The organism is Pseudomonas sp. Pseusp11 (assembly GCF_047304405.1).
Lineage (GTDB): Bacteria > Pseudomonadota > Gammaproteobacteria > Pseudomonadales > Pseudomonadaceae > Aquipseudomonas.
This window is the reverse complement of the sequence record NZ_JBGLZF010000008.1, coordinates 152,815-178,340: the sequence shown is the minus strand read 5'-3', so window position 1 is coordinate 178,340 and position 25,526 is coordinate 152,815. Positions and strand designations below refer to the sequence as shown.

Annotated in this window: 18 protein-coding genes; 11 read left to right on the top strand and 7 right to left on the bottom strand. The window is 59.7% G+C overall.

Annotation, left to right across the window (positions count from 1 at the left end; translation table 11 throughout):
• Window positions 1-25: 25 nt before the first annotated feature.
• Window positions 26-700, top strand: a complete 675-nt coding sequence (locus tag ACCC96_RS09315; RefSeq protein WP_413695646.1) for an alpha/beta family hydrolase — start codon at window positions 26-28, stop codon at window positions 698-700.
• Between the two features lie 99 nt (window positions 701-799).
• Here the strand turns inward: ACCC96_RS09315 and ACCC96_RS09310 are convergent, their stop codons facing one another.
• The 3 genes from ACCC96_RS09310 to acnA all read right to left on the bottom strand — a co-directional run bounded on the left by ACCC96_RS09310 (window position 800) and on the right by acnA (window position 6,117).
• Window positions 800-2,365: a methyl-accepting chemotaxis protein gene (locus tag ACCC96_RS09310; protein ID WP_413695645.1), complete on the bottom strand. Its 1,566-nt coding sequence runs from the start codon at window positions 2,363-2,365 to the stop codon at window positions 800-802.
• 107 nt (window positions 2,366-2,472) lie between these two features.
• Complete coding sequence (locus tag ACCC96_RS09305) at window positions 2,473-3,264, bottom strand: CPBP family intramembrane glutamic endopeptidase (RefSeq protein ID WP_019648296.1); 792 nt, start codon at window positions 3,262-3,264, stop codon at window positions 2,473-2,475.
• 111 nt (window positions 3,265-3,375) lie between these two features.
• Window positions 3,376-6,117, bottom strand: coding sequence for an aconitate hydratase AcnA (gene acnA, locus ACCC96_RS09300; RefSeq protein WP_413695644.1), 2,742 nt, complete (start codon window positions 6,115-6,117; stop codon window positions 3,376-3,378).
• 222 nt (window positions 6,118-6,339) lie between these two features.
• On the opposite strand from acnA, the gene rlmM reads away from it, so the two are divergent.
• Both rlmM and tusA read left to right on the top strand, forming a co-directional pair.
• Complete coding sequence (rlmM, locus tag ACCC96_RS09295; protein ID WP_413695643.1) at window positions 6,340-7,413, top strand: 23S rRNA (cytidine(2498)-2'-O)-methyltransferase RlmM; 1,074 nt, start codon at window positions 6,340-6,342, stop codon at window positions 7,411-7,413.
• A gap of 203 nt (window positions 7,414-7,616) precedes the next feature.
• The gene (gene tusA / locus ACCC96_RS09290; RefSeq protein WP_007907805.1) at window positions 7,617-7,868 is read left to right on the top strand and encodes a sulfurtransferase TusA; all 252 of its coding nucleotides are present in this window, start codon (window positions 7,617-7,619) and stop codon (window positions 7,866-7,868) included.
• Window positions 7,869-7,928: 60 nt separating this feature from the next.
• Here tusA and ACCC96_RS09285 read toward each other — a convergent pair whose 3' ends face one another.
• Window positions 7,929-9,338: an MATE family efflux transporter gene (locus tag ACCC96_RS09285; protein WP_413695642.1), complete on the bottom strand. Its 1,410-nt coding sequence runs from the start codon at window positions 9,336-9,338 to the stop codon at window positions 7,929-7,931.
• A gap of 347 nt (window positions 9,339-9,685) precedes the next feature.
• Here ACCC96_RS09285 and pdxB point away from each other — a divergent pair, with 347 nt between their 5' ends.
• The gene (gene pdxB, locus ACCC96_RS09280; protein ID WP_413695641.1) at window positions 9,686-10,828 is read left to right on the top strand and encodes a 4-phosphoerythronate dehydrogenase PdxB; all 1,143 of its coding nucleotides are present in this window, start codon (window positions 9,686-9,688) and stop codon (window positions 10,826-10,828) included.
• A gap of 91 nt (window positions 10,829-10,919) precedes the next feature.
• On the opposite strand, the gene ACCC96_RS09275 is transcribed toward pdxB, so the two are convergent.
• Window positions 10,920-11,099 carry a PA1571 family protein gene (locus tag ACCC96_RS09275; RefSeq protein ID WP_019648301.1) on the bottom strand — a complete coding sequence of 60 codons (180 nt, stop codon included), beginning with the start codon at window positions 11,097-11,099 and terminating at the stop codon, window positions 10,920-10,922.
• 267 nt (window positions 11,100-11,366) lie between these two features.
• Between ACCC96_RS09275 and ACCC96_RS09270 the strand changes: the two genes are divergently transcribed.
• Window positions 11,367-13,154 (top strand): ABC transporter transmembrane domain-containing protein, encoded by a 1,788-nt coding sequence (locus tag ACCC96_RS09270; protein ID WP_413695640.1) that lies wholly within the window; start codon window positions 11,367-11,369, stop codon window positions 13,152-13,154.
• 161 nt (window positions 13,155-13,315) lie between these two features.
• On the opposite strand, the gene ACCC96_RS09265 is transcribed toward ACCC96_RS09270, so the two are convergent.
• On the bottom strand, window positions 13,316-15,244 hold the full coding sequence (locus ACCC96_RS09265) for a transglycosylase SLT domain-containing protein (protein ID WP_413695639.1): 1,929 nt from the start codon (window positions 15,242-15,244) through the stop codon (window positions 13,316-13,318).
• A gap of 213 nt (window positions 15,245-15,457) precedes the next feature.
• On the opposite strand from ACCC96_RS09265, the gene ACCC96_RS09260 reads away from it, so the two are divergent.
• Complete coding sequence (locus ACCC96_RS09260) at window positions 15,458-17,380, top strand: ATP-binding cassette domain-containing protein (protein ID WP_018925314.1); 1,923 nt, start codon at window positions 15,458-15,460, stop codon at window positions 17,378-17,380.
• 78 nt (window positions 17,381-17,458) lie between these two features.
• Here ACCC96_RS09260 and ACCC96_RS09255 read toward each other — a convergent pair whose 3' ends face one another.
• Window positions 17,459-17,896 carry a universal stress protein gene (locus ACCC96_RS09255; RefSeq protein WP_007933196.1) on the bottom strand — a complete coding sequence of 146 codons (438 nt, stop codon included), beginning with the start codon at window positions 17,894-17,896 and terminating at the stop codon, window positions 17,459-17,461.
• 104 nt (window positions 17,897-18,000) lie between these two features.
• Here ACCC96_RS09255 and ACCC96_RS09250 point away from each other — a divergent pair, with 104 nt between their 5' ends.
• The 5 genes from ACCC96_RS09250 to topA all read left to right on the top strand — a co-directional run bounded on the left by ACCC96_RS09250 (window position 18,001) and on the right by topA (window position 25,487).
• Window positions 18,001-18,438 carry a hypothetical protein gene (locus ACCC96_RS09250; protein WP_019579914.1) on the top strand — a complete coding sequence of 146 codons (438 nt, stop codon included), beginning with the start codon at window positions 18,001-18,003 and terminating at the stop codon, window positions 18,436-18,438.
• 617 nt (window positions 18,439-19,055) lie between these two features.
• Window positions 19,056-21,203, top strand: coding sequence for a fatty acid oxidation complex subunit alpha FadB (gene fadB / locus ACCC96_RS09245; RefSeq protein ID WP_413695638.1), 2,148 nt, complete (start codon window positions 19,056-19,058; stop codon window positions 21,201-21,203).
• Between the two features lie 30 nt (window positions 21,204-21,233).
• Window positions 21,234-22,409 (top strand): acetyl-CoA C-acyltransferase FadA, encoded by a 1,176-nt coding sequence (gene fadA, locus ACCC96_RS09240; RefSeq protein WP_007933190.1) that lies wholly within the window; start codon window positions 21,234-21,236, stop codon window positions 22,407-22,409.
• A gap of 99 nt (window positions 22,410-22,508) precedes the next feature.
• A complete protein-coding gene (locus ACCC96_RS09235) occupies window positions 22,509-22,745 on the top strand; it encodes a DUF1653 domain-containing protein (protein WP_007933188.1) in 237 nt (78 codons plus the stop codon).
• Between the two features lie 114 nt (window positions 22,746-22,859).
• Window positions 22,860-25,487, top strand: a complete 2,628-nt coding sequence (gene topA, locus ACCC96_RS09230; RefSeq protein ID WP_413695637.1) for a type I DNA topoisomerase — start codon at window positions 22,860-22,862, stop codon at window positions 25,485-25,487.
• The last annotated feature ends 39 nt before the right edge of the window (window positions 25,488-25,526 follow it).

The following is a 25,526-nucleotide window of genomic DNA, read 5'->3' as shown; positions in this document are numbered from 1 at the left end:
TAGGCAGACTAAAAGCGAGGCAAGCATGGACAAACAGCACAAGGCCAGTATTGACGGGGATCAATGGGCGCAGTGCGTGCGGGATCACGGATGGCTGTGGAATGCCGCCTCGGTGCCGGCCTCGGCGACGCTGATTCTCGCCCATGGCGCCGGAGCGCCGATGGACAGCGGCTGGATGAGCGACATGGCTGCACGCCTCGCCGATCAAGGCGTCAATGTATTGCGCTTCGAGTTTCCGTACATGGCGCAACGGCGAGTGGACGGTGGCAAGCGCCCACCGAACCCGGCGCCGAAACTGCTGGAATGCTGGCGTGAGGTGTACGCCGTGGTGCGACGCCATGTCACTGGGCGTCTGGCCATTGGCGGCAAGTCCATGGGCGGGCGGATGGCCAGTCTTTTGGCCGATGAGCTGGAAGCGGATGCGCTGGTGTGTCTCGGTTATCCGTTTTATGCCGTCGGTAAACCGGAAAAACCTCGAGTTGAGCATTTGGCTGCGCTAAAGACACGGACGTTGATTGTGCAGGGCGAGCGCGATGCGCTGGGCAATCGTGAAGCCGTTGAGGTTTATACGTTGGCGCCGGGTATCGAGGTGTTCTGGCTGGAGGCAGCGGACCATGATTTGAAGCCGTTGAAGGCTTCGGGGTTTAGCCATGAGCAGCATTTGGATGCGACAGCGAAGAAAGTCGCCGGGTTTCTGTGAGAAGCAAGATCAAAAGATCGCAGCCTTCGGCAGCTCCTACGGGGTGTACGCCGTTCAAATGTAGGAGCCGGCGCAGCCTGCGATCTTTTGACTTTGTTGTCAGCGGTTAAACCGCTCCACCAACGAATACTGGGTATTCGCGGTTTTGGTCAGTTCTTCACTCAGCAGCGCCGAGTTCTGTGCCTGTTCCGAGGTCTGGTCAGCCAGTTGTGAGATGTTGCTGATGTTGCGGCTGATTTCTTCGGCCACCGAACTTTGCTCTTCGGTCGCGGCAGCGATTTGGGTGGTCATGTCGGTGATGTGGGCCACTGCTTCGCTGATGCCCACCAGCGCCTGATCCGCTTCCAATACCCGCGCCACACCTTCTTCGGCCTGGCGATGGCCGGTCTCCATGGTTTGCACCGCCGAGCTGGCGGTTTGTTGCAGCTTGGCGATCAGGGCGTGGATCTGCCCGGTGGATTCGCTGGTGCGCTGCGCCAATTGGCGCACTTCGTCGGCCACCACCGCAAAACCACGGCCCATCTCACCGGCACGTGCGGCTTCGATCGCAGCGTTCAAAGCGAGCAGGTTGGTCTGGTCGGCAATACCTTTGATCACATCGACCACGCCACCGATTTCGTCGCTGTCCTTGGCCAGTTGCGTAACGGTCAGGCCGGTTTCACCGACCACCACCGACAGGCGTTGGATGGCTTCGCGGGTTTCGCCGGCAATGTCGCGACCGCGACCGGTCAGGCGATTGGCTTCCTGAGTGGCGTCGGCGGTGCGCTGCACGTGACTGGCGACTTCCTGAGTGGTAGCGGCCATCTGATTGACGGCGGTCGCCACTTGTTCGGTTTCGACGCGCTGACGTTCCAGGCCGGTGGAGCTGTTGTGAGCCAGCGTGTCGGACTGTTTCGCTTGTTCGTTCAGATGCTCGGCGGTGTCTTGCAGGCGCGTCAGGCAGGTTTTCAGGCGAGCTTCCTGGCTGAGAATGGACATTTCCAAGCGTGCCTGGGCACCGCGGCTGTCGGTGTACATCTGCGCGATCAGCGGGTCGGACGTGGTCTGTTCGGCCAGGCGCAGCAAGCGCTTGATGCCGCGCTGTTGCCAGCTCAAGCCCATCAAGCCCAACGGCACCGAAAGACCGGCGGCGAGGGCGAAGCCCCATTGCGACGTCAGGGTGGCGCCGATCATGAAGCTCAACTGGCTGACCAGAATGAACGGCAGCCAGTCCTGAAGTACTGGCAACCACTTATCTCTTTGAGGAACGGCGGACTTGCCCTGGTTGATGCGTTGGTAGAGCGCTTCGGCACGGCGGATCTGCTCGGCGGTGGGCTTGACCCGCACCGACTCGTAACCGATCACCTGATTGCCTTCGAACACCGGTGTGACATAGGCGTTAACCCAGTAGTGGTCACCGGTCTTGCAGCGATTCTTGACAATGCCCATCCATGGCAAGCCTTGTTTCAGTGTGCCCCACATGTGCGCGAACACCGCAGCCGGGACGTCGGGGTGACGAACCAGGTTATGCGGCGCACGGATCAGTTCCTCACGCGAAAACCCGCTGATTTCGATGAAAGCATCGTTGCAGTAGGTGATCACGCCTTTGGCATCAGTGGTGGAAATCAACCGTTGCTGAGCCGGGAAGGTCCGTTCGCGTTGTGTAATGGGCTGGTTGTTACGCATGGCTTTTTCAATCCGCAAGGCTTTGAAGGGGTATCGGCATCGTCAGGCATTTATTGAAGTTTTTTTTCAATAAATCAGTAACGCGTCGCAAAACGACCGCTGCGTCATCATCCCGCGAGCATCGGATACGTGAACAAGCCGAAATGCAGCAGATTCAAACCAAAATGGGTGGCGATGGCCGCGGCCAACCCACCGAAACGGTAAGCCAGGCCATAGCCGACACCGGCCAGGCTGGCCAGTAACACCCATTGCCAGCCAGCGCCCAGATGAACGAGGCCAAATAGCAATGATGCGAGCACCAGCGCGAGGCTTTCGCCATAAGGCAGGTGTTTGAACTGCCGGCTCAGACCGCCCTGGATGTAGCCGCGAAACAGCGCTTCTTCCACCAGCGTCACCAGCAACAGATTGTTCAGCATCCACAGCCAGGCCTGATCCGGCCATTTCGGTGCCCAACTGATCACGCCCAGCAATAGCGCACCACCCAGAGCCAGTACGGCACTCACGGTCAGGGCGAGGGCGGTGGCATATACCGACAGGCGCAGTGAGCGCCGGCCGATAATCCACGGACAAACCAGCAACAGCCAAAAGCCGATCAGGGGTTTGTCCTGATTCAGGTACATGGCGAACCGCACGGCATCGTCGGTGAAACGCAGGGGATCGATAGCGCGACCGTTGTAGAAACCGGGAAGCCAGTGTGTCGCCAGCGCCACCGCCAGGACGATGAACAAGCCGTGGCCGAGGTGGCGGCCGAGGGGAATCTGTTGTTGGCGAACGGCGAAACCGGCGATCAGCAGTAACCCGAAAGAAATGGCAGCCAGCCAGCCGAGATGGCCGTAGATCAAAGCCAGGCTGTAGCCGAGCGAGAGAAGTGCCAGATAGATCCATGGCAGAGCGATCATTTGAAGTCCTTGAGGGCGGAGGTGCCTGTTTTCTTGGGGCACGCGATTATAGAGACATACACCGCCCAAACAAAAACACCGCCCGAAGGCGGTGTCGTTGTCAGCTGGCTGTTACGAGGCAATCAATTGCCGCAACACGTAATGCAAAATCCCTCCGGCCTTGAAGTACTCCACCTCGTTAAGCGTATCAATCCGGCACAGCACCTCGACCTTTTCCTTACTGCCGTCTTCACGGGTGATGACCAGTGTCAGGTTCATCCGTGGAGTCAGTTCGACGCCCGTCAGGCCAAGAATGTCCAGGGTTTCCTTGCCGGTGAGGTTCAGGCTTTTGCGGTTCTGATCCAGCTTGAACTGCAGCGGCAACACGCCCATGCCCACCAGATTTGAACGGTGAATCCGCTCGAAGCTTTCAGCGATGACGGCTTTGACCCCCAGCAAGTTGGTGCCCTTGGCCGCCCAGTCACGGCTCGAGCCGGTGCCGTATTCTTGCCCAGCGATCACCACCAGCGGCGTGCCCGATGCCTGGTAACGCATGGCCGCGTCGTAGATCGGCAGCTTCTCCCCGGTCGGAATGTAAATCGTGTTGCCGCCTTCTTCACCGCCGAGCATTTCGTTGCGAATGCGGATGTTGGCGAAGGTGCCGCGCATCATCACTTGGTGGTTGCCTCGACGCGAGCCGTAGGAGTTGAAGTCCCGCGGTTCCACCCCTTGCTCGCGCAGGTAACGGCCGGCAGGGCTGTCCGTCTTGATGTTACCGGCGGGGGAGATGTGGTCGGTGGTTACCGAATCGCCGAGCAGCGCGAGGACTTTCGCCCCTTCGACATCCTTGACCACCGGCGCAGGGCCGCCAATGTCATCGAAGAAGGGCGGATGCTGGATATAGGTCGAATCGTTGTTCCAGACATAAGTCGCTGCCTGCGGCACTTCGATGGCTTGCCACTGCTCGTCGCCGGCGAACACTTCGGCGTACTCCTTGTGGAACATCGCGGTGTTCACCTGAGTCACCGCGTCTGCGATTTCCTTGGTGCTCGGCCAGATGTCTCGAAGGTAAACCGGGTGGCCGTCCTTGTCGTGACCCAAGGGCTCGCTGCTGATGTCGATGCGCACCGTGCCGGCCAATGCATAGGCGACGACCAGGGGCGGGGAGGCCAGCCAGTTGGTTTTCACCAGCGGATGCACGCGGCCTTCGAAGTTGCGGTTGCCCGACAGCACTGAGGCGACGGTCAGGTCAGCTTTCTGGATGGCTTTTTCGATCGGCTCCGGCAACGGCCCGGAGTTGCCGATGCAGGTGGTGCAGCCATAACCGACCAGGGCAAAGCCGAGTTGGTCGAGGTAGTGGGTCAGGCCGGCTGCCTTGTAGTAGTCGGTGACCACTTTCGAACCGGGGGCCAGCGAACTCTTGACCCAGGGTTTGCGCTTGAGGCCTTTTTCCACGGCTTTTTTTGCCAATAGTCCAGCCGCCATCATCACGCTGGGGTTGGAGGTGTTGGTGCAGGAGGTGATCGCGGCAATCACCACCGCACCGTTTTTCAGCCGATGCGTATGGCCTTCGTGGGCGTAGTCCGCTTCACCGATCAGATCGGCGTTGCCTACCGCGACGCCACCGCCGCCCTCACTTTCGAGGCGACCTTCTTCCTTGCTGGTCGGTTTGATTTGCAGGCCGAGAAAGTCAGTGAACGCTTGCGCGACATCCGGCAACGAGACACGGTCTTGTGGACGCTTCGGTCCGGCGAGGCTGGCTTCGACGCTGCCCATGTCCAGGGCCAGGCTGTCGGTGAACACCGGCTCCTTGCCGGGCAGGCGCCACAGGCCTTGAGTCTTGCTATAGGCCTCCACCAGTTTCACGGTTTCCGTGGTGCGGCCGGACAGGCGCAAGTATTCCAGGGTCACCTCGTCCACCGGGAAGAAGCCGCAGGTGGCGCCATATTCCGGGGCCATGTTGGCAATGGTCGCGCGGTCGGCCAGCGGCAGGTCGGCGAGGCCGTCGCCATAGAACTCGACGAATTTGCCGACCACACCTTTCTTGCGCAGCATCTGGGTGACGGTCAGCACCAGGTCGGTGGCGGTGATGCCTTCCTTGAGCTTGCCAGTGAGTTTGAAGCCGATCACTTCCGGAATCAGCATCGACACCGGTTGGCCAAGCATCGCCGCTTCCGCTTCGATCCCGCCGACGCCCCAGCCGAGTACGCCGAGGCCGTTGATCATGGTGGTGTGGGAATCGGTGCCGACCAATGTGTCGGGGAAGGCATAGGTGCGGCCGTCCTCGTCCTTGGTCCAGACGGTGCGACCCAGATACTCAAGGTTGACCTGGTGACAGATGCCGGTGCCCGGCGGCACCACGCTGAAGTTGTCGAAGGCGCTCTGGCCCCAGCGCAGGAAGGCGTAACGCTCGTGGTTGCGCTGCATTTCGATGTCGACGTTCTGTTCGAAGGCGCTACTGCTGGCGAATTTGTCGACCATCACCGAGTGGTCGATCACCAGGTCCACCGGCGACAGCGGATTAATGCGCTGCGGGTCGCCACCGGCCTTGGCCATGGCGGCGCGCATGGCGGCCAGGTCGACTACGGCCGGGACACCGGTAAAGTCCTGCATCAATACCCGCGCGGGGCGGTATTGGATTTCGCGGTCGGAGCGACGCTCCTTGAGCCAGGCGGCAATCGCCTTGAGGTCGGCGCCGGTGACGGTTTTCTCGTCCTCCCAGCGCAACAGGTTTTCCAGCAACACTTTCAACGACATGGGCAGCTTGTCGAGATCACCCAGGCTCTTGGCGGCTTCGGGCAGGCTGAAATAGTGATAGGTCTTGTCGTCGACTTGTAAGGTTTTAAGGGTTTTCAGGCTATCGAGGGACGGCATTGAAATGACTCCTTTAAGTCCACACGGCTACGGACTGAGGGAAGGGCAGAGGTTTAAACCTAGTCCTGTTTGGTGCTTAAGGCTAATAACTGGACCCTAAGGGCAAGTCCAAGGTTCCGAACTCGGCTATCATGCGCCGGTTTTCGTGACAGGCTTTGCTTCAACGCAAGTCTGGGCATCGCGCAGTGGCGCAATTTTTCCGCCAACTGCCCAGGAGTAAGAATGAACACCCTCTTTATGCATTGCCGACCGGGCTTCGAAGGCGAAGTCTGTTCCGAGATTTCCGAACATGCCGCGCGGCTGAACGTGGCCGGTTATGCGAAGGCCAAGACCGCCAGCGCCTATGCCGAATTCATCTGCACCGAAGAAGACGGTGCCGAGCGCCTGATGCGTGGCCAGCGTTTCGCCGAGCTGATCTTCCCGCGCCAGTGGGCCCGCGGGATCTTTATTGATCTGCCGGAAACCGACCGCATCAGCGTGATCCTCGCCCACATGGCGGACTTCCCGCTGTGCGGCAGCCTGTGGCTGGAAATGGTCGACACCAACGATGGCAAAGAGCTGTCGAACTTCTGCAAGAAGTTTGAAGTGCACCTGCGCAAGGCGTTGATGGCGGCCGGCAAGCTGGTGGAAGACCCCAACAAGCCGCGTCTGCTGCTGACCTTCAAGAGCGGCCGCGAAGTGTTCATGGGGCTGGCGGAGTCGAACAATTCGGCGATGTGGCCGATGGGCATTCCACGCCTGAAGTTCCCCCGTGAAGCGCCGAGCCGTTCGACATTGAAGCTGGAAGAGGCCTGGCATCACTTCATTCCCCGCGACCAGTGGGATGAGCGTCTGCACAGCGACATGACCGGTGTCGACCTCGGCGCCGCCCCAGGCGGCTGGACCTGGCAACTGGTCAACCGCGGCATGCTGGTGACCGCCATCGACAACGGCCCGATGGCCGAAAGCCTGATGGATACCGGTCTGGTGCAGCACTTGATGGCCGACGGTTTCACCTTCAAGCCCAAGCAGCCGGTGGACTGGATGGTCTGTGACATCGTCGAGAAGCCGGCGCGCAACGCGGCGATGCTGGAAGAATGGATTGGCGAGGGGCATTGCCGGGAAGCGGTGGTCAACCTCAAGCTGCCGATGAAACAGCGTTATGCCGAAGTGAAGCGCTTGCTGGAGCGTATTGCCGAGGGATTCAAGGCGCGGGGCATTCGGGTTGAAATCGGCTGCAAGCAGCTGTATCACGACCGTGAAGAAGTGACCTGCCATTTGCGCCGGCTTGACGTGAAAAAACCGAAATCCCGCTGATTCACCCGAATTAATGTGCGGGCTTGTGTGGCGAGGGAGCTTGCTCCCGCTGGGTCGCGAAGCGGCCCCAATTCTAGCCATACGGTCTATCAGAAAGATCTCGGTGGCCGGTTTTAGGGCCGCTGCGCAGCCCAGCGGGAGCAAGCTCCCTCGCCACATACCCGGCAATGCGCGACAATGCCGGCAAGTTTCAGGAGTAAACCATGAGTGAAATGATCGATACGCCGGTTGACGGCACCCTCGACGCCACCGGCCTCAATTGCCCGGAACCGGTGATGATGCTGCACCAGCACATCCGTGACCTGGTGCCTGGCGGCCTGCTGAAGGTGATCGCCACCGACCCGTCGACCCGTCGCGACATTCCCAAGTTCTGCGTGTTCCTTGACCACGAGTTGGTGGCGCAGCACGAAGAGGCAGGCACCTACCTGTACTGGATCCGCAAGAAGCTCGCTTAACGGGTACAAAAAAATGGCCTGCATAGCCAGCTGCATAGCCAGGCCCTTTTTTGCGCTCGCTTAACCGGCCGAACGGCTGGTGCGGATCCGCTTGCGTGCGCTGCGCGTCAGGCGGATCGACAGCATCAGCGCCGCGCAACTCAAGCCGACGATCAAACCCTGCCACAGCCCGCTCGGGCCGCTCGGCGCACCGAACCAATCGGTCAGGCCCAAGGCGTAACCCACCGGCAAACCGATGCCCCAATAAGCGAACAGCGTCAGGATCATCGTCACTCGCGTGTCTTGATAGCCGCGCAGTGCACCGGCCGCCGTCACCTGGATCGCATCGGAAAACTGGAACAGCGCCGAATACACAATCAGCATCGCGGCCACGTGAATCACCGTCGGGTCGGCGGTGTAGATCGCAGCGATGGGTTCACGCAGCAACAGCATCATGCTTGCGGAAATGCACGCATAAGCCAGCGCCGTGCCCATACCGACCCCGGCGGCGAAGCGTGCTTCGCGTGGTTCTTCACGGCCAAGTGCCTGGCCGACCCGCACGGTCACGGCCATGCCCAGGGAGTAGGGGATCATGAACACCAGTGAGCTGAAATTCAGGGCGATCTGGTGCCCGGCGACCACCGTGGCGCCGAGGCTGCCGATCAGCAGGGCGATTACGGCAAAGATGCTCGACTCGGCGAACACCGCGATGCCGATCGGCAGGCCGATGCCCAGCAAGCGTTTGATCACCGCCCACTGGGGCCAGTCGAAACGGCTGAACAACTGGCTCGACTGATAGGCCGGCGCCCACCGTTCCCAGCCGGCCATCCCCAGCGCCATCACCCACATCACGATTGCCGTGGCCCAGCCGCAGCCGACACCACCCATCGCCGGCACACCAAAGTGACCATAGATGAAGATGTAATTGAGCGGAATGTTCAGCGCCAACCCGCACAAACCAAGGACCATGGCCGGACGCGTGCGACCCAGGCCATCACTGAAGCAGCGCAATACGTGATAGAACGCGACGGCGGGCAGTCCGCTGGCGATGCCGTGCAGGTACTGCATGCACGGGCCGATCAGCTCGGGATCGACCTTCATGATGTGCAGGATCGGTTCGGCGCTGAACAGCAGGCCGGTCGCCATCAAACCCACCACCAGTGCCAGCCACAAGGCCTGACGCACGATCGGGCCGATCTCGCTGTGAGTGCCGGCACCGAAGCGCTGGGCGACTTTCGGGGTAGTGGCCAGCAGCGTACCGGTCATCAACAGAAACACCGGCACCCAGATCGAGTTGCCGAGCGCGACGGCCGCGAGATCGCGAGGCCCGACCCGACCCGCCATCACCGCATCGACGAAGCCCATGGCGGTGGTCGCCAGTTGCGCGATCATGATCGGCAACGCCAGGCCGAGCAGGTTTTTCAGCTCCAGGCGAACCCGGGCCGGGCGGTTGAGGGAAATAGCGGCGGTGGGGTCAGTCACGGAATTCAAGGCGAAACGTCCAAAGGATTTTGATGCGCGAGGCGGCGCATTCTACGCCTTGACGCAATGGTCAGGAAAAATCCTGTGTTGCGGATTTGTAATCAGTTTTACGGGCATCCCCCACTCCGTGTGGCGAGGGAGCTTGCTCCCGCTGGGCTGCGCAGCAGCCCCAAAAGCAGCTGTCCAGTTCCTTCAGACACACCGCGGCATCTGTCTTTGCGACTGCTTCGCCCGGGCGCGGATCGGCCGGCGGGAGCAAGCGCCCTCGCCACAGGGGCGCAACTAAGGCGCGTAATACCTGCTGGCCCATCACCTCCATCTGCGCCTAAACTGCCGGTCCGCCAAAGGAGCCTGCCATGTTGATTGTTGCCGACGAAAATACCCCGCTGCTCGATGCCTTCTTCGAAGGTTTCGGTGAAATCCGCCGAGTGCCGGGACGTTCCATCGACCGCGCCACCGTTGAGCAGGCCGATGTACTGCTGGTGCGCTCAGTGACCAACGTCAACCGTGCATTGCTCGAAGGCAGCAGCGTGCGCTTTGTTGGCACGTGCACCATCGGCACCGATCATTTGGACCTGGACTACTTTCAGCAGGCCGGCATCACCTGGTCCAGCGCGCCAGGCTGCAATGCCCGGGGTGTGGTCGATTACGTGCTGGGCAGTCTGCTGACCCTGGCCGAAATCGAAGGAGTCGACCTGGCTCAGCGCACTTACGGCGTGGTCGGCGCTGGCGAGGTGGGCGGGCGGCTGGTCAAGGTTCTGCAAGGCCTGGGTTGGAACGTGCTGGTTTGCGATCCGCCACGGCAAGCCGCTGAGGGGGGCGATTACGTCAGTCTCGAGCAGATCATCGAGCAATGCGATGTCGTCAGCCTGCACACGCCGCTGGACAAACAGGGCCCTCAGGCAACCTGGCATCTGTTCGACAAGAACCGTTTGAACCAACTCAAACCCGGCACCTGGTTGATCAACGCCAGTCGTGGCCCGGTGATCGATAATCCCGCCCTGCGCCAAGTACTGTTGCAACGTGAAGATCTGCAAGCGGTGCTGGATGTCTGGGAGGCTGAGCCTGAAGTCGATGTAGCGCTGGCGGAGTTGTGTGTCATCGCGACGCCGCACATTGCCGGCTACAGCCTCGACGGCAAACAGCGCGGGACGGCGCAGATCTATCAGGCGTTTTGCAAATTTCTTGGGCAACCGGAACAGGTCAGCCTGAACGATTTGCTGCCAGCGCCATGGCTGTCGGCTGTTACGTTGAATGCTGACACTGATCCGGCCTGGGCGCTGGCGATGTTGTGCCGTGGCGTGTACGACCCGCGCCGTGATGACGCGGATTTCCGTCGCAGCCTTGTAGGCAGTGTGAGTGAACAGCGTGCGGCGTTCGATGCGCTGCGCAAGCATTACCCGCTGCGGCGTGAGATCGATGGATTGAAAGTGCGGATTGACGGGGATTCGCCGGCGTTGCAGCAGATCGTGGCGGCCTTGGGCGCAACCTCGGCCTAGCAAACTGACCGGATCCCTACAAAAGCCACACAAAACAGGCACCCATAAAAAACCCGGCCAACAGGGCCGGGTCAAGAAGACGGTGGCTATATCACTTTTGTTCGGCAGGCTTGACCAATCGCTTTTCCAGTTCGCGACAAGCGTCCTGGATCATGCTTTCAGTGATCGGTACTTCGCGTCCTTCCTCATCGATAATCGAGCAACCCAGAGACTGGTCTGGCTGTGTGCGGATCACTTGAATCTTGTCATCGCTGCTGTTTTGCAAGGACATGGCCTGTCTCCTCATCAGGTTGTGCGCTTACTGTAAAACCGCCAGGTGACCGGGCTGTGACAATTCCCTGCGATCTTTCAGGTCGGCCTCTTCAGTCCATCAGAAATACCCTGATGTTTCCACCCGGACTTTAGACCAATAATCTCTAGCCACTAGTCTAGGCGGTCATAATTAACCCGACTCATTGTGATTTACAGCGTTCAATCCGATTGAGCAGTGTAGGCTTGATCGGGTCAAAACCATGGGTTACGCCTTCGGATGATCTTCATGCTTTCTGCCCGTCACCGCCGCGCCATTCGCCTGGCCAGCCGTTTCATCACGCCTTATCGCTGGCCGGCCTTCGGCGCCTTGCTGGCGTTGATTGTCACTGCCGGCATCACCTTGTCCATGGGGCAGGGGATTCGCCTGTTGGTGGATCAGGGCTTCATGACCCAGTCGACGCATTTGCTCAATCAATCCATCGGCCTGTTCATGTTGCTGGTGATCGGTCTGGCGATCGGCACCTTTGTGCGCTTTTACCTGGTGTCGTGGATCGGTGAGCGCGTTGTCGCGGACATCCGCCGTCGGGTGTTCAACCACCTGGTCTATCTGCATCCGGGTTTTTATGAAGACAACCGCAGCTCCGAGATCCAGTCACGACTGACTGCCGACACCACGCTGCTGCAATCGGTGATCGGCTCTTCGCTATCGCTGTTCCTGCGCAACGGGCTGATGGTGATCGGCGGGATTGTCTTGCTGTTTATCACCAACCCCAAGCTGACCAGCATCGTAGTGGTCGCATTGCCGTTGGTGGTCGCGCCGATCCTGATTTTTGGCCGCCGGGTGCGCACCCTATCGCGACAGAGCCAGGATCGGGTTGCCGATATCGGCAGTTATGTGTCCGAAACCCTGAGTCAGATCAAAACCGTGCAGGCCTACAACCATCAGGTGCAGGACGAGCAGCGTTTTGCCGCGACCGTGGAAGAGGCTTTCAATACCGCCCGCAAACGCATTTTTCAGCGAGCCTGGTTGATCACCCTGGTGATCCTGCTGGTGTTGGGCGCGGTCGGGGTGATGCTCTGGGTCGGCGGAATGGACGTCATCGCCGGGCGGATTTCCGCGGGTGAGTTGGCAGCGTTCGTCTTTTACAGCCTGATCGTCGGTGGCGCCTTCGGCACACTGAGTGAAGTGATCGGCGAACTGCAGCGAGCAGCAGGAGCGGCGGAACGGATTGCCGAGCTGTTGCGTTCGGAAAACATCATCCAGCCACCGACCCATGGGCTGGTGACCTTGCCTGAACGGGTGAAGGGCGATCTGGTGTTGCAAGATGTGCGCTTTTCCTACCCGTCGCGTCCTGAGAGCTATGCCGTCGATGGTTTGAGTCTGACGATCAACGCCGGCGAAACCCTCGCCCTGGTCGGGCCATCAGGTGCCGGCAAATCGACGGTGTATGACCTGCTGCTGCGCTTTTACGACCCCGCTGAAGGACGCATCCTGCTGGACGGTGTGCCGCTGACCCAACTCGACCCTCTGGACCTGCGTCGCTGCTTCGCCCTCGTCTCGCAAACCCCGGCGCTGTTCTTCGGTAGCATCGAAGAGAACATTCGCTACGGCCACCCGACGGCGACTTTGGCCCAGGTCCAGGAAGCCGCGAAAATTGCCTACGCCCACGACTTCATCGAGCAAATGCCCAACGGCTACCAGACCCACCTCGGCGACGCGGGTCTCGGTTTGTCCGGCGGTCAACGCCAACGCTTGGCCATCGCCCGGGCACTGTTGGTGGACGCGCCGATCCTGCTGCTCGACGAAGCCACCAGCGCCCTCGATGCCCAGAGCGAGCACCTGATCCAGCAAGCCCTGCCCAGCCTGATGAAAAACCGCACCACACTGGTCATCGCCCATCGACTGGCGACAGTGAAAAACGCTGACCGAATCGCGGTGATGGACCAAGGGAAACTGGTGGCGGTGGGGACGCATCAGGAGTTGATTGCGAGCAATGCGTTGTATGCGCGGTTGGCGGCGTTGCAGTTCAACGATGGCAAGCTTGAAACTTCAATCGTAGGAGCTGCCGAGTGAAACGAGGCTGCGATCTTTTGATCTTGCTTTGAGACCACAACAAAAAATGCCCGCATCGATTGATGTGGGCATTTTTTTTAAAGCAAGATCAAAGGATCGCAGCCTCGTTTCACTCGACAGCTCCTACGTAGCTCCTACGCAGCTCTTACGTAATCGGCATTTTATTGATCGTCGAAGTAGCGTTCATGCCAATCCACTAACGGCTGCGGTGAATTGAGCTTCTGGCCGTAGATCACCGAATACGACAGCACGTTCTGCACGTACTGGCGGGTTTCGTCGAACGGGATGCTTTCCACCCACACATCGAAGCTCAGGTGGTCGGCGCCGCGCAGCCATTGACGCACGCGGCCGGGGCCGGCGTTGTAGGCAGCGGAGGCGAGCACGCGGTTGCCGTTGAACTGGCTATGGACCTGGCTCAGATAAGCGGCGCCGAGCTGGATATTCTTGTCCGGATCGAGCACTTGCTGCGGCGAGGCCAGGGGAATGCTGAACTTGCGTGCGGTTTCCTTGGCGGTGCCGGGCATCAGTTGCATCAGGCCGCTGGCGCCGACGCCGGAGCGGGCGTCGTCCATGAAGGCGCTTTCCTGACGAGTGATGGCGAACACCCAGCTCGAGTGCAGGCCACGGACCTTGGCTTCACGCACCAGGGTATCGCGGTGAGCCATCGGGAAGCGGATGTCCAGGTCGTCCCAGTACTGCGCCTTGCTGATGGTGCGGATTGCCGGGAAATACCATTTCAGGTCATAGGCCAGTTTCGCCTGGGCGACCATTTCGTCTCGGCTGAAGTGCTGGCTGACGTGGTACCACTCGCGTCGGCCATCGACGATCTGCCCGCGGGCATGGAACTCCAGCGCGCGGCGCACACCTGGGGTATTGCGCACCTTGTTGATCAGCGCCTGGCTGAGCACCAGCGGTTTGTTGATCAGCGAATAGGGAGACTGCGAGCGATCGGCTGCCAGGAAACCGTAGAAGTCGCGTTCGCGAGCCAAGCCCTTGTAAAGCGTTTGTGCTTGCGGATTCTGTGGCTGCGCCAGTTCCAGGGTGCGAGCCTGCCAGTAACGCCAGCGGTTGGTGGTGGCCAGGTCCTGAGGCAGGCGGCGGGTCAACTGATAGGCGTCGTCCCAACGGGCCAGACGCAACAGCAGGCGCAAGCGCCATTCCGAAACGGTGTTGTCCCGCAGCTCCGGGTCGTATTTGGTCATCACGTCCAGCGCGCGACTGTCGAAACGTCGAGCGAGGGTCAGCCCGATTTCCCGGGCGATCGCGACTTTTTCATCACGGGAGAAGTGCATGCTGCTGGCGTAACCGTCGAGCAGGGCCATAGCCCTGTCCGGATCCTGACGGGCCAGGCGGCGCAGGCCAAGGCTGACGATATCGGACATCGGCTCATCGGCCGGGATAAAGCGCGACGGCTGATTCAGCAGTTCGGGTTTCTGCGCCACATCCACCAGCAGGCGACCGCGCGGGGCGAGGGTCGTCAGGCCATTGATCAGGCTGTTGGCCAGCGGGTAGTTGCTGGCCTGGGCGGCGAGCTTGGTGCGTTCCCAGCGTTTCTGTTCAGTCAGTTGACCATCGGCGGCCCACATGCCGAACGCTGCATCGCATGCCTCGGGCCGGGTTTTGCCGCTCAACCAGAGCTTGTCGGCGCTGGCGTAGCCTTCGGCCTTACGGTTATGGCTGATCAGATACTGCGCGTTCAGGCAGTCCAGTTCGGTGAAATTGAGCTTGGGGTCATAATATTTGACGAAGGTCGCCCAATCGCCGCGTTCGGCCAGCCAGCGCAGCCAGCGCAATTTCATCCAGTTGGCTTGCGGCAGGTCACCGTGTTCGGCGAGGAAGTTCTCGATTTCGGCATTGCTCGCAGTTTTCAGCCGCGCGGTCAGTTCGTCATAAGCCAGGTAGGGGGTCAGCGGATAATCGCTGAGCGCCTGGCTATAACGGAAATAAGGGCCGGAATCGCCCTTGGCCAAGGCTCGCTTGGCTTCGTCGTAATACTGGCGTTGGGTAGACAGGTCTACCGCCTGGGCGGATTGAACGGCAGCGGCTGTAAGAAGCAAACACGAAAAAAGACTGAAAAGGCGACTGCGCATGAGACGTCCGGGCAGAGAAATCATGACAAGTGCCAGCAGGAGCGGCACTGAATTGTCTGTAGCTTAGCCTTTTGCCAGCAACGGGCGAAAGCTTTGCAGAGCTGTCGGCACAAGTTCGCAACAATTGTTGTGCAGAGTGCTTCGACATTGAAATTGCCGGCCTTCTGTAGCCTCAAGTCAGGTAGAATGCGCGCCCGGTTTTTGGAGAAGCTCATGACCCTGCTCAAATTCAGCGATGTGTCCCTTGCTTTCGGCGCTATGCCGTTGTTGGACAAGGTGTCCTGGCAGATCGCCCGTGGTGAGCGGGTGTGCATCATCGGCCGCAACGGCACTGGCAAGTCCAGCATGATGAAGCTCGTCAAGGGCGACCAGAAGCCTGACGATGGCTCCGTTTGGCGCGCGCCCGGCCTCAAGATTGGCGAATTGCCGCAAGAATTGCCGGTAGCCGACGAGCGGACTGTGTTCGACGTGGTTGCCGAAGGCCTCGACGGCGTTGGCGCGTTGCTTGCCGAATATCATCACCTGAGCCAGAACATCGTCACCGACGCCGATCTGGACAAGCTGATGCACGTCCAGCACGACCTCGAAGCCCGCGATGGCTGGCGCTTGCAGCAACTGGTCGACAGCACCTTGAGCCGTCTGCAGTTGCCTGCCGACAAGACCCTCGCCGAATTGTCCGGCGGCTGGCGTCGTCGCGTCCTGCTGGCTCAGGCGCTGGTTTCCGAACCGGACCTGCTGCTGCTCGACGAACCGACCAACCACCTGGACATCGGTGCCATCGCCTGGCTTGAAGAAGCGCTGAAGGATTTCCAGGGCGCCGTGCTGTTCATCACGCACGACCGTTCATTCCTGCAGAACCTTGCAACCCGTATCCTGGAACTGGATCGCGGCGGCTTGATCGACTGGAACGGCGATTACGCCAGCTTCCTCGTGCACAAAGAGGCCACACTGGCCGCTGAAGAAACCGCCAACGCGCTGTTCGATAAGAAACTGGCCCAGGAAGAAGTCTGGATCCGCCAGGGCATCAAGGCGCGTCGCACCCGTAACGAAGGCCGTGTCCGTGCACTGAAAGCCCTGCGCGTCGAGCGTAGCGAGCGTCGTGAGCGTACCGGCAAGGCCAACATTCAGCTGGATACCGCCGACAAGTCTGGCAAGCAGGTGATGGTGCTCGAGAACGTGAGCTTCGCTCACCCGGGCGGCCCGTTCCTGATCAAGGATTTCTCGATGGTCCTGCAGCGCGGCGACCGCATCGGTCTGCTCGGCGCCAACGGTACCGGCAAGACCACGCTGTTGAAGCTGATGCTCAACGGTCTGCAACCGACCAGCGGCACAGTGGAAGAGGGGACGCGCATCGACGTGGCCTATTTCGACCAGTTGCGCCATCAGTTGGATCTGGAAAAGACCGTGATTGACAACGTCGCTGAAGGTCGCGACTTCATCGATATCGATGGCCAGAGCCGTCACGTGCTGAGCTACCTTGGCGACTTCCTGTTCAGCCCGCAGCGTGCCCGCACGCCGGTCAAGGCGCTGTCCGGTGGTGAGCGAGCGCGTCTGCTGCTGGCGAAACTGTTCAGCAAGCCGGCGAACCTGCTGGTGCTCGACGAACCGACCAACGACCTCGACGTGGAAACCCTCGAACTGCTGGAAGAGGTCTTGCTGACCTTCAACGGCACTGTGCTGATGGTCAGCCACGACCGGGCATTCCTCGACAACGTGGTCACCAGCACCCTGGTCTTCGAAGGCGAAGGCAAGGTTCGCGAGTACGTCGGCGGTTATCAGGACTGGCTGCGTCAGGGCGGCTCGCCGCGCCTGCTGGGCGTGACCGAGAGCAAGTCCGGCAAGGCCGACCTGAACTCGGCTGTCGTGACGGCCGAACCTGCGCCGGTGGCTGCAGTGGAAACGCCAGCGCCGGTGGCGAAAAAGAAACTCAGCTACAAGTTGCAGCGTGAGCTGGAAGCCTTGCCTGGCCAGATCGAAGCCATGGAGCAGCAGATCGCGGTGGTTGAGGCGCAGATGGCGGACGCCGGCTTCTATCAGCGTCCTCCTGCCGAGACGGCTGCTGTGATCGCTCAGCTTGAGCAGTTACAGGCTGAACTCGACGTGATGGTCGAGCGCTGGGCCGAACTGGATGCCTGATTGATCCGGCTATAAAAAAGCCCGGCTTCACTCGTGTGAATGCCGGGCTTTTCGTAACGGTTTAATTGTTGCTTGTTGTCAGCTTTTTTGCAGGCGCACGGCAAGTACATCGCAAGGCGCGCCGTGCAGCACGTCATTGGCAGTGGAGCCGAGCAACAGTGCCAGGCCATGCCGGCCATGACTGCCCACCACGATCAGGTCGCACGTTTGCTCCTTGGCGAGATGGTGAATCTCCTGTCGCGGCTGGCCGTAGGTCAGGTGGCTGTATTCCTTGGAGAGCTCCGGGTATTTCAGGATCAATCGCTCAAGGCGCTCCTTGGCCTGATCGAACTGTTGCTGTTGCAACTGGGAAAGGTCCATCGGCACGTCGCCGCCAAAGGCCATGGCCATCGGCTCGACGATATGCACCAGGGACAGCTTTGCGCCATTGCTCACCGAAAGTTCGCGGGCGCGGTGGATTACAGGATCGCACTCTTCGGTTAGATCTACAGCGACCAGAATATGGTGGTAGGGCATGAGGTGCTCCTCCTGAGGATTGCAATATTGGTAAGTATGGCTGGTTTCAAGCGCATTGGTTTCAACGTGACTCAATGGGCTCATCAAGAATCGGGAGTACAGATATGACGGTCTGGATAGTGGTGTCAATCCTGCTGGTGGTGCTGAGCCCGCTGGCCTGGTTGCGACCGTCTCGTGTCCAGAGCGGTCGCATGGCCCTGCGCATGGAGGCGCGGCGCATCGGCCTTGCCATGCAATTGTCGCCCCAGGAGTGGCCGCACTGGCTGAGCCAGGAGCCGCCAAGCCCTTGCGCCCAGTACCACCGACCGCGCCGTGGCACTCAGCCGGCGTGCTGGAGCTATTGGCAGAAGGCGCCGGGTGTATGGGTCAATCAGTGGCAGGAAGTCTGCGAGGATGGAGTGCTGCTGAATCATTTCGAAAAATTGCCTGCCAACGTCTACAAGGTCGAGGCAGACAAGCAAATGATTGCCCTGTATTGGGGCGAGAAGGGCGAAGCCGAGGTTCTGCAACAGATCGACGCTACGCTCAAGGCACTCGCCTGAACCCGATCTCCCCCCGGTAGGAGCTGCCGCAGGCTGCGATCTTTTGATCTTGCTTTTAACAGGCAACATCAAAAGATCGCAGCCTTCGGCAGCTCCTACGCAGTCGTGCGTCGTCGTCTGGCAGGCAATAAAAAGCCCGACATCATCATCGGGCTGAGGTTGGCCAGGCAGGCCGGTAATTCTTTGTGGCACAGATCTTACGCTTGGCATTCGTCAAAAGCGTTCAATTTTTTCTTCAGGGTCCCGCCAGCGTAGCCTGTTAAACACAGGTTGCCGCGAATTAGGGCGACTTTTCTAACTATTGATTCTATGAATGGCCTCACATGCATCAGCGTGTTGCAGGGCTTCGTGGTACGGAAGTGACCGGAAAGTCGCGTTTCAACCAGTATTTTGGGCGATTGACAATTGCCGGAAATTCCGTGAAGGTGACATACCCAAATCAAACGGGCGTATGAATTGAGCGTTTGTATTACAGACTGCTCCTACAGAATCCCGACTATCGCGTTGGCGGGTGTGCCGGGTGAGTTGGCGTTAGCATTGACGATAAACGTCCCTGCCGAGCCAGCCGCCTGCGTCCGACGTGTACTGTTCAGCTTCCATATCGTGGAGATCAGTTGATGATTTACGAAGGTAAAGCCATCACGGTTAAGGCTCTTGAAAGTGGCATCGTCGAACTGAAGTTCGACCTCAAGGGTGAGTCCGTCAACAAGTTCAACCGTCTTACCCTGAACGAACTGCGTCAGGCTGTAGACACCATCAAGGCAGATGCTTCGATCAAGGGTGTGATCGTCAGCAGTGGCAAGGACGTATTCATCGTCGGCGCCGACATCACCGAATTCGTCGACAACTTCAAGCTGCCGGATGCCGAGCTTGTTGCTGGCAACCTCGAAGCCAACAAGATTTTCAGCGATTTCGAAGACCTCAACGTCCCGACTGTTGCCGCGATCAATGGCATCGCACTGGGTGGCGGTCTGGAAATGTGCCTGGCGGCGGATTTCCGCGTCATGGCCAGCACCGCCAAAATCGGTCTGCCGGAAGTCAAGCTGGGCATCTACCCAGGCTTCGGCGGTACCGTGCGCCTGCCGCGCATCATCGGTGCCGACAACGCCATCGAGTGGATTGCCGCCGGTAAGGAAAACCGCGCTGAAGACGCACTGAAAGTCGGTGCCGTCGATGCGGTGGTCGACTCGCAGAAGTTGCACGAAGCGGCGCTGAACCTGATCAAGGGCGCCATCTCCGGCACGTTTGACTACAAGGCCAAGCGTCAGCCGAAGCTCGAAAAGCTCAAGCTCAACGCCATCGAACAAATGATGTCGTTCGAAACCGCCAAAGGTTTCGTGGCCGGCCAGGCGGGCCCGAACTACCCGGCGCCGGTCGAAGCGATCAAGACCATCCAGAAAGCCGCGAACTTCGGTCGCGACAAGGCCCTGGAAGTTGAAGCCGCCGGTTTCGTCAAACTGGCCAAGACCTCTGCCGCGCAGAGCTTGATCGGTCTGTTCCTGAACGATCAGGAGCTTAAGAAAAAGGCCAAGGCCTACGACGAAATCGCCAAGGAAGTGAAGCAGGCCGCCGTATTGGGCGCCGGCATCATGGGTGGCGGTATCGCTTATCAGTCGGCCTCCAAAGGCACGCCGATCCTGATGAAGGACATCAACGAGCACGGTATCGAGCAAGGTTTGGCCGAAGCCGCCAAGCTGCTGGTTGGCCGCGTTGATAAAGGTCGCATGACCCCGGCGAAGATGGCCGAAGTGCTCAACGGTATTCGTCCAACCCTGTCCTACGGCGATTTCGGTCACGTCGATCTGGTGGTCGAAGCCGTGGTCGAGAACCCGAAGGTCAAGCAAGCCGTTCTGGCCGAAGTCGAAGACAAGGTCAAAGAGGACACCATTCTGGCGTCCAACACCTCGACCATTTCCATCACCTTGCTGGCCAAAGCCCTCAAGCGTCCAGAAAACTTCGTCGGCATGCACTTCTTCAACCCGGTGCACATGATGCCGCTGGTTGAAGTGATCCGTGGCGAGAAGTCCAGCGAAGTGGCCGTTGCCACCACCGTTGCCTACGCCAAGAAAATGGGCAAGAACCCGATCGTCGTCAACGACTGCCCGGGCTTCCTGGTCAACCGTGTGCTGTTCCCGTACTTCGGCGGTTTCGCCAAGCTGGTCAGCGCCGGCGTGGACTTCGTCCGCATCGACAAGGTCATGGAGAAGTTCGGCTGGCCAATGGGCCCGGCATACCTGATGGACGTGGTCGGCATCGACACCGGCCACCATGGTCGTGACGTCATGGCTGAAGGCTTCCCGGATCGCATGAAGGACGATCGCCGTTCGGCCGTCGACGTGCTCTATGAAGCCAAGCGCCTGGGCCAGAAAAATGGCAAGGGCTTCTACGCCTACGAGACCGACAAGCGCGGCAAGCAGAAGAAAGTCGCCGATCCGTCGGTGCTGGAAGTGCTCAAGCCGATCGTGTTCGAACAGCTCGAAGTCACTGACGAAGACATCATCAACTGGATGATGATCCCGCTGTGCCTGGAAACCGTGCGCTGCCTGGAAGACGGCATCGTCGAAACCGCCGCCGAAGCCGACATGGGTCTGGTCTACGGTATTGGTTTCCCTCCATTCCGTGGCGGTGCGCTGCGCTACATCGATTCGATCGGTGTTGCAGAGTTCGTTGCCCTGGCTGACCAGTACGCTGATTTGGGCGCGCTGTACCACCCGACCGCGAAGCTGCGTGCAATGGCCAAGAACGGTCAGAGCTTCTTCGGTTAAGCGCCCACACTAGAGCGAGAGTGAAAGTATATGAGCTTGAATCCTAGAGACGTCGTGATTGTCGACTTCGGTCGTACGCCGATGGGCCGCTCCAAGGGCGGCATGCACCGCAACACCCGCGCCGAAGACATGTCGGCACACCTGATCAGCAAATTGCTGGAACGCAACGTCAAGGTCGACCCGAGCGAAGTCGAAGACGTGATCTGGGGTTGCGTTAACCAGACCCTGGAGCAGGGCTGGAACATCGCCCGCATGGCGTCCCTGATGACTCAGATTCCACACACCTCGGCCGGCCAGACCGTCAGCCGTCTGTGTGGCTCGTCGATGAGTGCGCTGCACACTGCCGCGCAAGCGATCATGACCGGCAACGGTGACGTGTTCGTCGTTGGCGGCGTCGAGCATATGGGTCATGTGAGCATGATGCACGGTGTCGATCCGAACCCGCACATGTCCCTGTATGCGGCGAAAGCCTCGGGCATGATGGGCCTGACCGCAGAAATGCTCGGCAAAATGCACGGCATTACTCGTGAACAGCAGGACGCCTTTGGCGTGCGCTCCCACCAACTCGCCCACAAGGCGACCGTGGAAGGCAAGTTCAAGGACGAAATCATCCCGATGCAGGGCTACGACGAGAACGGTTTCCTGAAACTGTTCGACTACGACGAAACCATTCGTCCGGAAACCACCCTGGAAAGCCTGGCGGCTCTGAAACCAGCGTTTAATCCGAAGGGCGGCACCGTGACCGCTGGTACTTCGTCGCAGATCACCGACGGTGCTTCGTGCATGATCGTGATGTCGGCACAGCGTGCCCAGGACCTGGGCATCCAGCCGCTGGCGGTGATTCGCTCGATGGCAGTGGCAGGTGTGGACCCGGCGATCATGGGCTATGGTCCAGTACCGGCAACGCAGAAAGCATTGAAGCGCGCGGGCCTTGGCATCAACGATATCGACTTCTTCGAGCTCAACGAAGCTTTCGCTGCACAGGCCCTGCCAGTGCTGAAAGATTTGAAAGTGCTCGACAAGATGAACGAGAAGGTTAACCTGCACGGCGGCGCGATCGCCCTGGGTCACCCGTTCGGTTGCTCCGGTGCACGTATTTCGGGCACCTTGCTGAACGTGATGAAGCAGAATGGCGGCACCTTCGGGGTGGCCACCATGTGCATTGGTCTCGGCCAAGGTATCTCCACCGTCTTCGAACGCGTTTAAGCGTTTCGTCGATGGAAGCCGGGGCCAAGTGCCCCGGTTTTTGTTTTTCCGGATTTATTTTTGTTTTTATTTTGAAAAAATTTGAGTGAGGGCCAAAGCATGCCGATACAACCTGGGCTCTACCAACATTACAAAGGTCCGCAGTACCGCGTATTCAGTGTTGCGCGGCATTCGGAGACCGAAGAAGAAGTGGTCTTCTACCAAGCCCTGTATGGCGATTACGGCTTTTGGGTGCGCCCCTTGAGCATGTTCCTGGAGTCGGTCGAGGTTGACGGCGAACAGGTGCCACGCTTTGCTTTGGTGCAAGCCGAACCGAGCATTTTTCCGCAGCCATAAGGGGAGTGCGCGCAGAACCCTGCGCTTGACCTCACCTTGTAGCCACTATATATAGCGGTGCCGCGTCAGGCGCCAACCGCCTTTCACTTCTAGAATTCAGGAATTTTCTGATCCATGGGCAAATCGCTGGTCATTGTGGAATCCCCGGCTAAGGCCAAGACCATCAACAAGTATCTGGGTAACCAATACGTGGTGAAGTCGAGTATCGGCCATATCCGAGACCTGCCCACCAGCGGTTCGGCTAGCGCCAGCAAAGAGCCTGCCGCCAAGCGTGGCAAGGCCGCCGCAGGCGAAGGTCCGGTGCTCACGCCGAAAGAGAAAGCGCGCAAGCAGCTGGTCTCGCGCATGGGTGTCGATCCCGATCATGGCTGGAAAGCCAAGTACGAGATCCTCCCGGGCAAGGAAAAGGTTATCGAAGAGCTGCGCCGGCTCGCCAAAGATGCTGACACCATCTATCTCGCAACCGACTTGGATCGCGAGGGGGAAGCCATTGCCTGGCACCTGCGCGAAGCCATCGGTGGTGACGACAGCCGCTACAAGCGCGTGGTGTTCAACGAAATCACCAAAAAAGCGATCCAGGAAGCTTTCTCCCAACCGGGCGAGCTGGACATCGATCGCGTAAACGCGCAGCAGGCGCGTCGCTTCCTCGACCGCGTGGTGGGTTACATGGTTTCGCCGCTGCTGTGGGCCAAGGTTGCTCGTGGCCTGTCCGCCGGTCGCGTGCAATCGGTTGCCGTGAAGCTGGTGGTTGAGCGTGAGCGCGAAATCCGCGCGTTCAACCCGGAAGAGTACTGGGAAGTTCACGCTGACCTCGGCACCGCCAAGGGCGCGACTGTGCGGTTCGACGTGGCTCGCGAGAAAGGCGAAGCCTTCAAGCCGCTCAACGAAGCCCAGGCCATGGCCGCGCTGGAGAAGCTCAAGGCTTCCAGCTACAGCATCGTCAAGCGCGAAGACAAACCGACCAGCAGCAAGCCGTCGGCACCGTTCATCACCTCCACCCTGCAGCAGGCCGCGAGCAACCGCCTGGGCTTCGGTGTGAAGAAAACCATGATGATGGCCCAGCGTCTGTACGAAGCCGGCTACATCACTTATATGCGTACCGACTCCACCAACCTCTCGGCCGATGCCGTGACGATGGCGCGTACTTATATTGAAGGCGAATTCGGCAAGAAGTACCTGCCGGAAACCCCGAACGTCTACAGCAGCAAGGAAGGCGCACAAGAGGCTCACGAAGCGATTCGTCCGTCTGACGCCAATACCGAGCCAAGCAAGCTGTCGGGCATGGAGCGTGATGCCGAGCGGCTTTACGAGCTGATCTGGCGCCAGTTCCTCGCCTGCCAGATGCTGCCGGCCCAATACCTGTCGACCACGGTCACCGTCGGTGCCGGTGACTTCGAGTTGCGCGCCAAGGGCCGCATCCTGAAGTTCGACGGTTACACTCGCGTCATGCCGCAAATCACCAAGCCTGGCGATGACGACGTGCTGCCGGACATGGCCCAGGGCGATGCGATGAAGCTGATCAAGCTTGATCCGACCCAGCACTTCACCAAGCCGCCGGCGCGTTACTCGGAAGCGAGCCTGGTAAAGGAAATGGAAAAACGCGGCATCGGTCGTCCTTCGACCTACGCGGCGATCATTTCGACCATCCAGGACCGCGGCTACGTGGCGCTGCACAACCGTCGTTTCTATTCGGAAAAGATGGGCGACATCGTCACCGAGCGTCTGGCCGAGAGCTTCTCCAATCTCATGGACTACGGCTTCACCGCCGGCATGGAAGAGAATCTCGATGACGTGGCCCAGGGCGAGCGCGACTGGAAAAACGTGCTCGACGAGTTCTATGGCGACTTCAAGAAGAAGCTCGAAGTGGCCGAAAGCGCCGAAGGCGGCATGCGCGCCAACCAGCCGGTGATGACTGATATTCCTTGTGTGGTGTGCGGTCGTCCGATGCAGATTCGTACTGCATCGACCGGCGTGTTCCTCGGTTGCTCGGGCTACAGCCTGCCGCCGAAAGAACGCTGCAAGGCCACCGTCAATCTGGTGCCGGGCGACGAAATCGCTGCGGACGACGAGGGTGAGTCGGAGTCGCTGGTTCTGCGCGGCAAGCACCGTTGCCCGATCTGCAGCACGGCGATGGACGCTTACCTGCTCGACGAGAAGCGCAAGCTGCACATCTGCGGTAATAACCCGGATTGCGCAGGCTACGAGATCGAAGAGGGCGCTTACCGCATCAAGGGCTACGAAGGTCCGAGCCTGGAATGCGACAAGTGCGGCAGCGAGATGCAGCTCAAGACCGGCCGTTTCGGCAAATTCTTCGGTTGCACCAACACAACCTGCAAGAACACCCGCAAGCTGCTGAAGAGCGGTGATGCGGCGCCGCCGAAGATGGATCCGGTGAAGATGCCTGAGCTCAAATGCGAAAAGGTCAACGACACCTACATCCTGCGTGACGGTGCTTCCGGCCTGTTCCTGGCGGCCAGCCAGTTCCCGAAAAACCGCGAGACCCGTGCGCCATTGGTCGTCGAGATCGTGCCGCACAAGGATGAGATCGATCCGAAGTACCACTTCCTCTGCGAAGCGCCGAAGAAAGATCCTGACGGTCTGCCAGCAGTGATCCGTTATAGCCGCAAGACCAAAGAGCAATACGTGCAGACAGAAGTCGACGGTAAGCCGACTGGTTGGAAAGCGTATTACGATGGCGGCAAGTGGACGGTTGAAGACAAGCGTCCAGCAGCCAAGGCTTAAAAGCCGCTGTACATAAAAGGCCGCATGACAACCCTCGGG